Origin of the sequence: Arabiibacter massiliensis (genome assembly GCF_902386925.1) — a bacterium.
Taxonomy (GTDB): domain Bacteria; phylum Actinomycetota; class Coriobacteriia; order Coriobacteriales; family Eggerthellaceae; genus Arabiibacter; species Arabiibacter massiliensis.
In genome coordinates, this window is record NZ_LR698996.1 from 3,340,593 (window position 1) to 3,353,430 (window position 12,838).

General features: G+C 69.4%; 11 protein-coding genes. All 11 read left to right on the forward strand.

The window, feature by feature from the left end:
• Position 1: 1 nt before the first annotated feature.
• Entirely contained in the window at positions 2-1,528 is a 1,527-nt protein-coding gene (locus FX134_RS14315; protein ID WP_080803473.1) for a UDP-N-acetylmuramoyl-tripeptide--D-alanyl-D-alanine ligase, read from the forward strand.
• Positions 1,528-2,574: a phospho-N-acetylmuramoyl-pentapeptide-transferase gene (mraY, locus tag FX134_RS14320; RefSeq protein WP_080803475.1), complete on the forward strand. Its 1,047-nt coding sequence runs from the start codon at positions 1,528-1,530 to the stop codon at positions 2,572-2,574. The genes FX134_RS14315 and mraY overlap by 1 nt, the downstream gene beginning before the upstream one ends.
• Before the next feature lie 3 nt (positions 2,575-2,577).
• The gene (gene murD / locus FX134_RS14325) at positions 2,578-4,092 is read left to right on the forward strand and encodes a UDP-N-acetylmuramoyl-L-alanine--D-glutamate ligase (protein WP_080803477.1); all 1,515 of its coding nucleotides are present in this window, start codon (positions 2,578-2,580) and stop codon (positions 4,090-4,092) included.
• 10 nt (positions 4,093-4,102) lie between these two features.
• Positions 4,103-5,353, forward strand: coding sequence for an FtsW/RodA/SpoVE family cell cycle protein (locus FX134_RS14330; protein ID WP_080803482.1), 1,251 nt, complete (start codon positions 4,103-4,105; stop codon positions 5,351-5,353).
• Between the two features lie 4 nt (positions 5,354-5,357).
• On the forward strand, positions 5,358-6,467 hold the full coding sequence (murG, locus tag FX134_RS14335; protein ID WP_080803490.1) for an undecaprenyldiphospho-muramoylpentapeptide beta-N-acetylglucosaminyltransferase: 1,110 nt from the start codon (positions 5,358-5,360) through the stop codon (positions 6,465-6,467).
• A 206-nt stretch (positions 6,468-6,673) separates the two neighbouring features.
• Positions 6,674-8,080 (forward strand): UDP-N-acetylmuramate--L-alanine ligase, encoded by a 1,407-nt coding sequence (gene murC, locus FX134_RS14340; RefSeq protein WP_080803492.1) that lies wholly within the window; start codon positions 6,674-6,676, stop codon positions 8,078-8,080.
• A gap of 10 nt (positions 8,081-8,090) precedes the next feature.
• Complete coding sequence (murB, locus tag FX134_RS14345) at positions 8,091-9,017, forward strand: UDP-N-acetylmuramate dehydrogenase (protein ID WP_080803495.1); 927 nt, start codon at positions 8,091-8,093, stop codon at positions 9,015-9,017.
• 118 nt (positions 9,018-9,135) lie between these two features.
• The gene (locus FX134_RS14350; RefSeq protein WP_232050974.1) at positions 9,136-10,014 is read left to right on the forward strand and encodes a cell division protein FtsQ/DivIB; all 879 of its coding nucleotides are present in this window, start codon (positions 9,136-9,138) and stop codon (positions 10,012-10,014) included.
• Positions 10,015-10,707: 693 nt separating this feature from the next.
• A complete protein-coding gene (loaP, locus tag FX134_RS14355) occupies positions 10,708-11,226 on the forward strand; it encodes an antiterminator LoaP (protein WP_080803500.1) in 519 nt (172 codons plus the stop codon).
• Positions 11,227-11,516: 290 nt separating this feature from the next.
• Complete coding sequence (gene loaP, locus FX134_RS14360) at positions 11,517-12,026, forward strand: antiterminator LoaP (RefSeq protein ID WP_080803503.1); 510 nt, start codon at positions 11,517-11,519, stop codon at positions 12,024-12,026.
• A 27-nt stretch (positions 12,027-12,053) separates the two neighbouring features.
• Complete coding sequence (locus FX134_RS14365) at positions 12,054-12,833, forward strand: sugar transferase (protein ID WP_232050975.1); 780 nt, start codon at positions 12,054-12,056, stop codon at positions 12,831-12,833.
• Positions 12,834-12,838 lie beyond the last annotated feature (5 nt).

Genomic DNA, 12,838 nt, shown 5'->3' on the forward strand with positions numbered 1-12,838 from the left:
CATGCGATTGAACGCGAAGCAGATAGCGGCGTGCACGGGCGGCTCGTTCATCGCCGAACCGCTCGATGCCCGCACGCTGGCGACGGGGCTCACCTGGGATTCGCGCGACGTGAAGCCCGGCGACGTGTACGTGGCGCTGCCCGGCGAGCGGGTGGACGGCCACGACTTCGTGGGCGCCGCCCTGCGCGCCGGGGCCGTCGTCGCGCTCGTCATGCAGCCGCTCGACGAGGCGGCGCTGCTTCTGGCCCGCGAGATGGGCGCGGCCGTGATCGAGGTGCCCGACACCGCGCACGCCGTGGCCGACCTCGCGCGCGAATGGCGCACCCACCTGCGCGGACGCGTGATCGCACTCACCGGCTCCACCGGCAAGACCACCACGAAGAACCTCGTGCGCGACGTGCTGGCCAGCACCTTCACGGTTGCGGCCACCGCGGGCAACCAGAACAACGAGCTGGGCGTTCCCAAGACGCTGCTAACGGCCGAGCAGGACACGCAGGCTGTGGTGGTGGAGATGGGCATGCGCGGCGCGGGCCAGATCGCCGACCTCTGCGACTACGTGCGCCCGGACTGGGGCCTCGTGGTGAACGTAGGCGAGAGCCACATCGAGCTTCTGGGCAGCCGCGAGAACATCGCGCGCGCCAAGGCGGAGCTCCTGTGCGCCCTGCCCGAGGGCACGGGCCGCGCCTTCGTGAACGCCGACGACGACTTCGCCGGCTTCCTGCGCGCCCACGCCCGCCTCGACGCCCGCCAAGTGGAGACAGTTCTGTTCTCCGCAGGTTGTCATCCTGAGCGAGCCGAAGCCGACCCTCTTTGTCATCCTGAGCGAGCGAAGCGAGTCGAAGGATCCCCCGCGGCGCCAGCCGAAAGCGCCCCAGCCCCCGCCGTCTGGGCCGAGCGCATCGAGCTCGACGAGCAGGGCCGTCCGCGCTTCGAGCTGCACGCCGCCGGCTTCGCGCCCGAGGAGGAATCCGCCCCGTGCGCGCTCAACCTGCGGGGCCTGCACAACGTGGGCAACGCTTGCGCCGCCGCCGCCGTGGGGCGCGCGTCCGGCATCCCGCTTGCACGCTGCGCTGAGGCGCTCGAGGCCTCCGAGCCCGAGGCGGGCCGCCAGGAGGTGCTCGCGGCGCGCGGCGGGTTCACCGTGGTGAACGACGCCTACAACGCGAATCCCGACTCCATGCGCGCCTCGCTCGCCACGTTCTGCGCGCTCGACGTGCCCGGCAAGCATGTGGCCGTGCTCGGCGACATGGGCGAGCTCGGCGACTTCGCGCCGGCCTGCCACGCGGGCATCGGCGCGTTCGCGGCGACGCTGCCGCTCGAGCGCCTCGTGTGCGTGGGCGAGCTCGCGGCGCTCATCGCCGACGCCGCCGAGGGCGCCGGCATGGATCCTGGCCGCATCGTGCGCGCCGGATCGATTTCCGAAGTGTTCGGCGATTTGGATGTCAGCGTCGAGCCCGGGGACGCCGTCCTCGTGAAGGCGTCGCATTTCATGGGCCTCGAACGCGTGGTCGAAGGACTGGTCAACTGATGCTTTCCGTATTCTCCCAATACCCGACGTTCCTCGTGTTCCTCGCCATCGTGGCGGCCATCGTGCTTACGATCGCCCTCATGCCGGTGTGGATCAAGTTCCTCAAGTCAAGCCACATCGGCCAGCAGGTGCGCGCCGACGGGCCCGAGAGCCACCTGGTCAAGCAGGGCACGCCCACCATGGGCGGCGTCATCATGCTGGTGGCCGTCATCGCGGTGGCGCTGCTGGTGGGCAACCCGACGCCTGAGACGTTCGCGCTTCTGGGCGCCACCGTGCTCACGGGGCTGCTCGGCCTCATCGACGACGCGTCGAAGGTGGTGAAGGAGCGCTCGCTCGGCCTCACGCCCAAGGCGAAGCTCGTCGGGCAGTTCCTCATCGCGTCGGCGTTCTGCCTGGTGGCGGTGAACTGGCTCGGCGTGGCGCCCACGGTTGAGATACCCTTCGTGTACACGTTCGACTTCGGCATCCTGACCACGGTCCTGCCCATCGGCGACGGCATCGCCATCCCGTGGCTGTACCTGCTGTTCGTGAACGTCCTTCTGGTGGGCCTGTGCAACGCCGTGAACCTCACCGACGGGCTGGACGGCCTGGCTGCCGGCACGGTGATGATCGTGATGATCGTGATGGCCGCCATCGCGTACCGCTCCGATCTGCTGGAGCCCGCCATCTTCGCGGCGGCGCTCGCGGGCGCGTGCGTGGGCTTCCTCTGGTTCAACTCGTTTCCGGCCGACATCTTCATGGGCGACACCGGCTCGCTCGCGCTGGGCATGGCGCTCGGGTGCCTCGCCGTGGTCACCAAGACCGAGTTCGTGTCGCTCATCATCGGCGGGCTGTTCGTCGCCGAGGCCCTGTCGGTGATGATCCAGGTGTTCTACTACAAGAAGACGCACAAGCGCATCTTCCTCATGGCGCCTTTGCACCACCACTTCGAGAAGAAGGGGTGGAGCGAGACGAAGGTGGTCGTGCGCTTCTGGATCATCTCGGGCGTGCTGGCCGCCACCGGCTTCTCGCTCTACTTCGCCGAGACGCTCATGGCGGTGGCCTAGGCCATGGAGCGCATCGACCTCATCGAGGGAAGGAAGCACGCGCCGCGCCGTCTCGGGCGCGTGCTCGTTTTAGGGCTCGGCAAGAGCGGGCGGGCGGCGGTGGACTACCTGCTGCCGCTGCTCGGGGGGCGCGTGGAGGCGCTCGCCGTGGCGGCGGGCGCGCGCACGCCGGCCTCCGAGGAGTTCGCGGCGCGCGCGTGCGCGGCCGGCGCGATCGCCGATTTCGAGGACGCGGCCGTGGGCGCCTTGGCCGAGCGGGCGGGCGGCGGCTTCGAGCTGTGCGTGGCGAGCCCGGGCATCCCCGAGTCCTCGGCGCTGTACGCCTCGGCGGCTGCGGTGTCGGCCGAGGTGGTGAGCGAGGTGGAGTTCGCCTGGCGCGAGAGCGCCGCGGACAGCCGCTGGGCGGCCGTCACGGGCACGAACGGCAAGACCACCGCTACGGCGCTTCTGGCGCACGTGCTGGCGGCGGCCGGCTTCGACGCTCATGCCGTGGGCAACATCGGCGACCCGTGCATCGCGCAGGTGGGCGCGGGCGGCGCCGAGGTGTACGCGGCCGAGGTGTCGTCCTACCAGCTGGCCTCGACGCGCCTGTTCGCGCCCGACGTGGCGGTGCTGCTCAACATCACGCCCGACCACCTGCACTGGCACGGCTCGTTCGAGGCGTACCGCGACGCGAAGCTCAAACTGCTCGCCAACCTCTCGCAGGTACCGGGCGCCGTGGCCGTGCTCGACGCCGTGAACGACGTCGTGCGCGCCGAGGCGCGCCGCCTGCGCGCGCTGCCGGCGGGCGAGCGCGGCTTCTCCTACGTGCCCGTGGGCACGGCAGCGGGCCTTTCGGGCGACATGCGCGCGGCCTGCGGAAGCGAGAACGCCGCGTTCCTCGCGGCGGACGGCGCCCTCACGGTGGCGCTCGGCGGCGTGGAGCACCTCCTCGCGCGCTCCGACGAGCTGCTGGTGAAGGGCGAGCACAACGCCTCGAACGCGCTCGCCGCCGCCGCCGCCGCGCTCGCGCTCGGCGCGGATGCCGACGCCGTTGCCGAGGCCCTGCGCACGTTCCCCGCGCTCGAGCACCGCATCGAGCCCTGCGGCGAGGTGGGCGGCGCGTGCTGCTACAACGACTCCAAGGCCACGAACGTCGATGCGACGCTCAAGGCGCTCGAGGCCTTCCCGGAGGCGCGCCCCCTCGTGCTGCTCGGCGGCGACGACAAAGGCACCGACCTTAAGCCCCTCGTGGCGGCGACGCATGCCCGCGCCCGCGCGGCCGTGTGCTTCGGCGCGGCCGGCGCGCGCTTCGAGGAGGCGTTCTCCCAGGCGGCCGACCGTGCCCCGGAGGATTTCCGGCTTATGCGCGCCGCGCATCTCGCCGACGCGCTCGACGCGGCGCTCGCCCTCGCGGGCCCGGGCGACGTGGTGCTGCTCTCGCCCGCCTGCGCCTCCTTCGACGAGTTCGGCTCGTTCGAGGAGCGTGGCCGCGCGTTCAAGGAGCTCGTGGCGCGCCGCTCTGCGGGCGCGCGCTAGGGGGATGCCCATGGCCGCCGCGCGCATGCGGGAGACTCCCGCGCACATCATGGCACCCCGCCTCATCATGCTGCTCGCCGTGCTCGGGCTCGTGCTGCTCGGCCTGGTCATGGTGTATTCCACCTCCTCGGTCATCGCGCTCGTGAAGGCCGCCTCGCCCGACGAGGTGAACCCCATGGCCGACATGCTCGCCCAGCTGCGCTACGCCGGGGTGGGGGCGGTTGCAGCGTTCGTCATCTACCGGTTCTTCCCGCCGTCGGTGTGGCGCAGCAACTTCGTCTACATCGTGTGGGCGGCCGCGCTCGTGCTGCTCGTGCTCACCGAGCTGTTCGGTACCGGCGAGGACGAGTGGGGCGCCAAGCGCTGGCTCTCGCTCGGGCCCTTGAGCCTGCAGGCCTCCGAGTTCGCGAAGATCGCGCTCGTGCTGGTGGCGGCGCGCCTGTTCGCGGATATGCGCGAGGGCCTGCTCTCGGTGAAGGCGTTCTTCGTGCAGGTGTTCGTGCTTTTGCTCGTGCCCGTCTTCATCATCCTGAAATTACAGTCCGACCTGGGCACGGCCATGATCTGCGTCGTGGGCGTGTTCGCGGTCATGTGGCTGGGGGAGGTGCCGGGGCGCACCATGGCCATCGTGGCCGCGGTCGTGGTGGCGGTGGGCGCGATCGGCGTGCTGAGCGAGCCGTACCGTCTCGCGCGCCTCATGGTGTTCATGGATCCGTGGAACGACGGCGAAGGCGGCTACGGCACGGGCTACCAGCTCATCCATTCGCTCTACGCCATCGCCGGCGGGGGCGCGGGCGGCGCGGGCCTGGGCAACTCTCACGAGAAGTTTTTGTACCTCACGCAGTCGGAATCGGACTTCATCTTCGCCATCGTGGCCGAGGAGCTGGGGCTTTGGGGCGCGGCGGGCGTCATCGTGCTGTTCCTGCTGCTTCTGTACGCGGGCATGCGCATCGCGCGCTCGGCGTCCGACAACTTCGGGACGATGGTGGCCGGGGGCCTCACCATCATGATCGCGTTCCAGGCCTTCTTGAACATCGCCATGGTGATCGGCTGGTTCCCCGTGGTGGGCAAGCCCTTGCCGTTCATCTCGTCGGGAGGATCCTCGCTCATCGCGTCGCTTATGATGGTGGGCCTCATCCTGTCGGTGTCGCGCGACGCCGCGGCCCCCGACGTCTACGATAGGCGCCGCGCCGACCTGCGGGTCGTGCGCGCCGCGCCCGAGCCGCCGCGCGGCGGCTCGACCCGGAAGGGCAGGAGGTAGCAACATGTTGGCAGTTCTCTCCGGCGGCGGGACCGCCGGCCATATCAACCCGGCGCTCGCACTGGCCGACGAGCTGGCCGAGCGCGGCTGGGACGTGCGCTTCGCCGGCACGCCGACGGGCGTGGAGGCGCGGCTCGTGCGCGAGGCCGGCATCCCGTTCACGCCGTTCGAGGCGCGCGGCTTCAACCGCAGCCACCCGCTCACGCTGCCGAAGGCCCTGGCCACCATCCAGAAGAGCACGAAACTCGCGCGCGCGTGGTTCGACGAGATCCGCCCCGACGTGGTGGTGGGCTTCGGCGGCTACGTGTGCATCCCCGTGGCGCGCGCGGCCGAGCAGCGCGGCATCCCCGTGGTGGTGCACGAGCAGAACTCGGTCATGGGCATGGCGAACAAGTACCTGGCCCGCCGCGCCGCTGCGGTGTGCCTCACCTACGAGCACGCCGCGGAGGCGCTCTCGGAGGCGGAGCGCGCGCGGACGACGGTGACGGGCAACCCCGTGCGCCGAAGCGTGTTCGCGGCCACGCGCGCCGAGGGCCGCGCCGCCTTCGACGTGCCCGACGACGCGCTCATGCTGCTGGTGACGGGCGGGAGCCTGGGCGCGCGCCACGTGAACCAGGCCGTCGCCGCGCGCAAGGAGATGCTGCTGGCGCATCCCGGCCTGCACGTGGTGCACGTGACGGGCCCGAAGGAGCTCGACGCCGTGACCGAGGCGCTCGCGCTCCCGCCCGAGGAGGCCGCGCGCTGGCGGCTTCTGGGCTACACCGACCAGATGGGCCCGGCCATGGCCGCCGCCGACGCCATCGTCTCGCGTGCCGGCGCCACCTCGCTCGCCGAGATCGCGGCCCGCGCGCTGCCGGCGCTGCTCGTGCCGTTCCCGCATGCGACGGAGGATCACCAGACCATGAACGCGCGCGCCTGCGTGGAGGCGGGGGCGGCCCTCATGGTGGCCGACGCCGAGGTGGACGGCCCCGCGTTCGACGAGGCGCTGCGCACGCTCGTGGAGGACGCGGACGCGCGTGAGAGGATGGCCGCGGCCGCCCGCGCCCAGAAGGCCGAGGACGCCGCCGCGCTGTTGGCCGACGCCGTGGAGCGGGCGGCCGCCCTGTCATCCTGAGCGGAGCGGCGGGAGCTTTCTTTCTGTCATCCTGAGCGGAGCGACCGAAGGGAGCGGAGTCGAAGGATCCCGTGCGGCGTCAGCTGCGAGCGTCACGGCTAACGCCACACGGGATCCTTCGACTCCGGTGCTTCGCACCTCCGCTCAGGATGACAAACTGCGGTACAATGGAACATCGCGTAAGACGAGGAATCGAAGGGTTGAAGATGGACACAGAGCGCATCGAGCACATTCACTTCATCGGCGTGGGCGGCGTGGGCATGAGCGGCATCGCCCGCGTGGCGTTCGACCAGGGCCTGCACGTGACGGGCTCGGACCTCAAGGAGAGCCGCTACACCAAGCAGCTCAAGGAAGCGGGCATCGAGGTGCATATCGGGCACGACCCGGCGAACCTGCCTGCGGGCGATCCGGTGGTCGTGGTGTCCACCGCCATCCTCGACAACAACCCCGAGCTCATCGCCGCCAAGGAGCGGGGGCTTTCCATCTGGCACCGCGCGCAGATGCTCGCGCACCTGGGCCGCGGCCTCGAGACGCTGGCCGTGGCCGGCACGCACGGCAAGACCACCACGTCCTCGATGCTGGCGAGCGCGCTCGACGGCATGGGGGAGGACCCGACGTTCCTCATCGGTGGCATCGTGCGCGCCTACGGCACGAACGCGCATTCCGGGGGCGGCCGGCACTACGTGGTGGAGGCCGACGAGAGCGACAAGTCGTTCACCTACCTCTCGCCGCGCGCCGTGCTCGTCACCAACGTCGAGGCCGACCATCTGGACCACTACCGCGACCTCGACGAGATCTACGAGAAGTTCTCCGCGTTCATCGGCTCGGTGCCCGCCGAGGGCGGCGTGGTGATGGCCTGCGGCGATGACGAGGCGCTCGTTCGCATCGCGCGCGAGGCGGGGCGCACGATGTTCACCTACGGCTTCGGCGAGGGATGTGACGTCCGCATCGCGTCGTACGAGCCGCACGGCGTGGGCAGCGACTTCGCGCTCGCGCTGCCCGACGGCCGCGAGGTGGCGGCGCGCATCAAGCAGAACCCCGGCCGCCACAACGTGCTGAACGCCGCCGGCGTCATCGGGCTTCTGTGGGCGCTCGGCTACGACCCGCAGGCGGCCGCCGACGCGCTGGCCGGGTTTGCGGGCGTGAAGCGCCGGTTCGACCTGGTGGGCGAGGCCGCCGGCGTCACCGTGGTGGACGACTACGCGCACCATCCCACCGAGATCGCGGCCACTATCGAGGCCGCGTCGCGCCTGGGCTACGCGCATGTGCACGTGCTGTTCCAGCCGCACCGCTACTCGCGCGCGCCGCTGTTCACCGAGGTGCTGAAGGACGACTTCGGCGCCGCCTTCGACGCGGCCGACGCCGTCACGTTCATGGACGTGTACCCGGCCGGCGAGGCTCCGGTGCCGGGCGTGTCGGGCAAGACGTTCCTGAACGTGGTGCTCGACCATCCGGGGCATCCCGAGGCGGGCTACGTGCCGCGCCGCATCGAAGTGGTGCCCTACCTGGCCTCGAAGCTCCAGCCGGGCGACCTGTTGATCACCATGGGCGCGGGCGACGTGACGGCCATCGGCCCGCAGCTGGTCGACGCGCTCGCGGAAGCCGCGCGCTAGGGAGCCTGCCGTGAGAGCCCGCCACGCCTCGGCCCTCGAGGCCCTGCTCGTCGACGACGCCTTCGACGGCGACGTGTACCCCAACGAGCCCATGAGCCGCCACACCATGTACCGCATCGGCGGGCCCGCGCGCTTCTACGTGCAGGCGGCCTCCGTCGGCGCGCTCAAGCGCGTGGTGGAGGCGTGCGAGCAGACGGGCATGCCGTGGACGGCAACCGGCCGCGGGTCGAACCTGCTCGTGGCCGACGAGGGCTATCCCGGCGTGGTCATCGCGCTCGGGCGCGACTTCCGCACCTGCCGCTACGACGAGGAGGCGCGGCGCTTCTGCGTGGGCGCGGGCGTGCCCCTGTCCTCGGTGGTGCAGGAGGCGTTCAGCCGCTCGCTCTCGGGGCTCGAGTTCGCCGTGGGCACGCCGGGCACCGTGGGCGGCGCGCTGCGCATGAACGCGGGCACGCGCGAGGAGTGGATCGGGTCGCGCGTGGCGTCGGTGACCACGCTCTCGCCGAAGGAGGGCCTCGTGCGCCGCGCGGGCGAGGAGGTGGCGTGGGGCTATCGGGAGAGCTCGTTTCGGCCCGACGAGGTGATAGTGGAATGCGAACTTTCCGTAGAGCCGGCCGACCCGTTCTACTTACGCGGTAAGATGGAGGCCTCGCATGCGCGCCGCAAGAAGACGCAGCCGCTCGGCAGCCCTTCGTGCGGGAGCGTGTTCCGCAACCCCGAGGGCCGCTCGGCCGGCGAGCTCGTCGAGGGCTGCGGCCTCAAGGGGCGCCGCATCGGCGGGGCGCAGGTGTCGGAGGTGCATGCGAACTTCATCGTGAACACGGGCGGCGCCACGGCGCGCGACGTGATGGATCTGATCGAGCTGGCCCAGGCGAAGGTGTACGAGACGTATGGCATCGAATTACAACCGGAAGTCCGCTTCCTCGGGTTCGCGTAGGGCGGCCCCGTCCTCGCGCGGGCGCGGCGCCTCCGGATCCGCGGGCCGATCCTCGCGCGCTGCGGGCGGCTCCGTGCGGCCGACGTCGCGTCCCTCGTCGCCCGGCGGCTACCGGGCCATGCCCGGAGGCCAGCTGCCCAACCGCCGCGCCGGCCAGGCCCGCCCGCCGCTGTCGTCGGTGCGCGTGGGCGACCTCGACCGCGCTGAGCGCAACGCCCGCGCCCAGCGCACCTACCGCCGCCACCTCGTGCGCATCGGCATCGTGGCCGCGCTTCTTTTGGCGCTCGTGGCGGGCGGGGCGGCGCTGTACTACTCCGACGCGTTCGCCATCGAGGAGGTGACCGTCTCCGGCGTGGAGCACCTCACGGCCACCGAGATGACCGAGCTGGCCTCCGTGCCCGCCAACACCACCCTTCTGCGCGTGGACGCGGCCGGCATCAGGGAGCGCCTGCTCAAGGACGCCTGGGTGCTCGACGTGGACGTGAAGCGGAACTTCCCGAGCACGCTCGAGCTCGCCGTCACCGAGCGCACCATCGCCGCCGTGGTGGAGGTGCCCTCCGAGGACGCGCTCACCGTGCAGGACTGGGCCGTCGCCTCCGACGGCATGTGGCTCATGCCCATCCCCGCGCAGGATTCCGAGGCGGGCAAGAAGACGAGCCCGAAGGTGTACGAGGACGCGGCCAGCGTGCTGCGCATCACCGAGGTGCCCTACGGCACGGCGCCGGAGGTGGGGGCGTACTGCACCGATGCCAACGTGAACAACGCCCTGTCCATCGTGGCGAACATGACCACCGAGCTGGCGGGCCAGGTGCGCGCCGTGGCGGCCACCGAGACGGAGTCGACCACGCTCACGCTGGAGAGCGGCGTGGAGATCGTGTTCGGCTCGGCCGAGAACATCCGCGACAAGGAACGCGTCTGCCTGGCCATCATGGAGGAGCACCCCGACGTGGTCTACATCAACGTCCGCGTGGTAGACCGCCCCACCTGGCGCGCATGATGTCATCCTGAGCGGAGGCGGCGGAACCGCGCATGATGTCATCCTGAGCGGAGGCGGCGTGAGCCGCGCATGATGTCATCCTGAGCGAGCGAAGCGAGTCGAAGGATCCCCCGCGGCGCCAGCCGATAACGCCTGCGTGCCCCTCGTCCTCCTCCCTCCCCGAACGTGCAGATTTCTTGAAGGCGCCCCCGCCGCCGCCTGCCCATCCTGCGGCCCGACGGAGCGCCCGCCGAGCCGAACGGCGCGTTTGTTGTACCGAACGGCTCCATATGGCCGCGCATCAGGTATTTCGCGCCCCGACTTTATGAAAAAATCGGGGGGGGGGGGCTTCAAAGCCGTCTCTTTCGGTTGTCAGGACGTTCCCGCTCTGTTACCATCTTGATGTTGTAAAACGATTCGGCGCGCGACAGGGCGCGCCTTCAACTCGACGATTGGTGTCTGCCGCATGAGCGTTGCGATTTCCCCCGCAGATTCGCGCAACGAACGGGCCTCCGCGCCCGCGGATCGCCATGCCTTCGCAGCCCCGGCTTCCCTCGCCCTCGAAGCCGATCGCCTGAAAACCTCTGCGGGGGGGGGCGCTCTGAGAGAGGGTGCCGCGAGCGGCGCGTTGAACCCGGCCGGCTAAGCCGGCGCTCCTCCGAACTTCCCATAGCCTCATCTGACGCCGCGGGCGAAGCCGCCCGCGGCCTTCGCATGCCCGCATCGGTGGGCTGGCACGTGCTGCAGGTGGCGCCCGGCCAAGAGCGCTCGATGGCCGAGCGCGTGGCGAGCCTCGCCGGGCCGGACCTTCTGCGCGAGTGCTTCCCTCTGAGCTGCCAGCTGCTCAAGAAGCAGCAGGGCGCGTGGCGCCTCGTCACCGAGGTCATGTTTCCCGGCTACGTGTTCCTGGCCACGGGCGACATCGACGCCGTGCGCGAGCGCCTGAAGCTGTCCACCTCCTTCGCGCGCCTTCTGGGCGCGGGCGACGCCATCTTCTCTTTGACGCCCGAGGAGGCGGCCTTCGTCTCCGAGTTCGGGGGCGCAAACCACGTGGTGGGCATGTCCGAGGGTGTGATCGAGGACGGGCGCACCGTGGTGCGCAGCGGCCCCTTGCGGGGGAGGGAGGGCCTCATCCGCAAGATCGACCGGCACAAGCGGGCGGCGTATCTTGACGTGGGGCTGCTCGACCAGGCGCGGGTGCGGGTGGGGCTCGAGATCACCAGGAAGACGTGAGATTCGGAGTCTGACCTGCAGCAACGCAGCTTGTTGCGAGGAGGCCGATCCTGGTGCCGAGCGTGCCGCACCGGCCTCCCCGCAGGAAACTGCAAGCGCCTTGTACGGGCGCAACCTTTTCGACATACCTTGATGCGCGAAAACGATGCCACGTGTGCGTTTCGGCCAGCCTCTTGGGAATGAATAGCCGTCGCGAAGCTTGAAGCGGCATGCCCTGCGCCCGGAGAGGGCCAAGGGGCGAAGCCATGGCCTCGCGCAGTCGACCCGAGATGGCGCGAGGAGGTGGGCGTATGTGGTACGTGGTGCAGACGATGGCTGGACGCGAGTTCGTCGTCCAGCGGCAGATCGAGCAGATCGCGAGCGATGACGTGCTCGATGAATGCTTCGTCCCCCAATACGAGGTGCAGAAGCACCTGCGCGGCGAGTGGCGCACCTGCACCGCCGTGCTGTTCCCCGGCTACCTGATCGTGGTGAGCGATCGCATCGCCGAGCTGCAGGCGCAGCTGAAGCAGATCCCCCAGTTCGCGAGCGTCTTGAACAACGACGGCACGTTCATTCCCCTGGAGCCGCACGAGGTGGCCTGGATCGACGCGTTCACCGAGAAGGACCACCGCGTGATCGGCATGTCGGAAGGTGTGATAGAAGGCGACCAGATCGTCGTGCTGAAAGGCCCGCTGGTGAACCGCACGGGCTGGATCAGGAAGATCAACCGCCGCAAGCGCACCGCGTATCTGGAGATCGAGATGTTCGGCAGGACGATCCAAACCAAGATCGGCCTGGGGATAGTAAGAAAGCGATAAGGATAGGGACCGCCCGCAAGGGCAACCATGGAAGACGCACTTGACAACGAAATAGAGATGGACGATGTTCGTCGCCCTGATCGGGCGGCAGGTGCCCCCTCCTGTCATCCTGAGCGCAGCGCGCAGCGCGGAGTCGAAGGATCCCGTGCGGCGTCAGCCGAAGACGGACGAACCTCGCCTCGCCTCGCGTACCGCTTCCTGAAGCGTGCCTTCGACATCGTTTTCAGCCTGCTGGTTGTTTCGGTAGCTGTCATTTTGTGGCCGTTAGCAATTGCGGTCTTTATCGCTATCGCGGTTCAGACCAAAGGCAGTCCGATTTACCTGCAAGAACGCGTAGGGCGCTATGGCAAGCCTTTGAGGATTCTGAAACTGCGCACCATGGTGTCCGATAGCGACGACGTTGAAAAGCACTTGAATGCTGAGCAGCTGGAGCAATGGAAGCGCGAGCGCAAGGTGGACAATGATCCGCGCATCGTTCCCGTGGGGTCGTTTCTTAGAAGAACGTCGCTTGACGAAATGCCCCAGTTTCTCAACGTTTTGACGGGGTCGATGAGTGTCGTCGGGGTCCGGCCCGTGGTCGCCGAAGAACTCGTCTCGTATGGTGACGACGTTACGGAGTTTCTCTCGCTGAAGCCCGGGATTACCGGATGGTGGCAAGTTCAGGCAAGGAACGATGCGACTTACGAGGACGGCAGCCGTCAAGAGTTGGAACTATATTACGTGCGAAACGCGAGTCTCGCTCTTGACATCCGCATCTTCGTTGAAACCTTTGGTGCCATGTTTGGCAAGAACAGGAACGGGCTATGAATGCT

What these genes read in the sequence shown, in the direction of transcription:
- FX134_RS14315 (WP_080803473.1), top strand. Translation starts at nt 2, where the DNA reads ATGCGATTGAACGCGAAGCAGATAGCGGCGTGCACGGGCGGCTCGTTC.
- mraY (WP_080803475.1), top strand. Translation starts at nt 1,528, where the DNA reads ATGCTTTCCGTATTCTCCCAATACCCGACGTTCCTCGTGTTCCTCGCC.
- murD (WP_080803477.1), top strand. Translation starts at nt 2,578, where the DNA reads ATGGAGCGCATCGACCTCATCGAGGGAAGGAAGCACGCGCCGCGCCGT.
- FX134_RS14330 (WP_080803482.1), top strand. Translation starts at nt 4,103, where the DNA reads ATGGCCGCCGCGCGCATGCGGGAGACTCCCGCGCACATCATGGCACCC.
- murG (WP_080803490.1), top strand. Translation starts at nt 5,358, where the DNA reads ATGTTGGCAGTTCTCTCCGGCGGCGGGACCGCCGGCCATATCAACCCG.
- murC (WP_080803492.1), top strand. Translation starts at nt 6,674, where the DNA reads ATGGACACAGAGCGCATCGAGCACATTCACTTCATCGGCGTGGGCGGC.
- FX134_RS14350 (WP_232050974.1), top strand. Translation starts at nt 9,136, where the DNA reads ATGCCCGGAGGCCAGCTGCCCAACCGCCGCGCCGGCCAGGCCCGCCCG.
- loaP (WP_080803500.1), top strand. Translation starts at nt 10,708, where the DNA reads ATGCCCGCATCGGTGGGCTGGCACGTGCTGCAGGTGGCGCCCGGCCAA.
- loaP (WP_080803503.1), top strand. Translation starts at nt 11,517, where the DNA reads ATGTGGTACGTGGTGCAGACGATGGCTGGACGCGAGTTCGTCGTCCAG.
- FX134_RS14365 (WP_232050975.1), top strand. Translation starts at nt 12,054, where the DNA reads ATGGAAGACGCACTTGACAACGAAATAGAGATGGACGATGTTCGTCGC.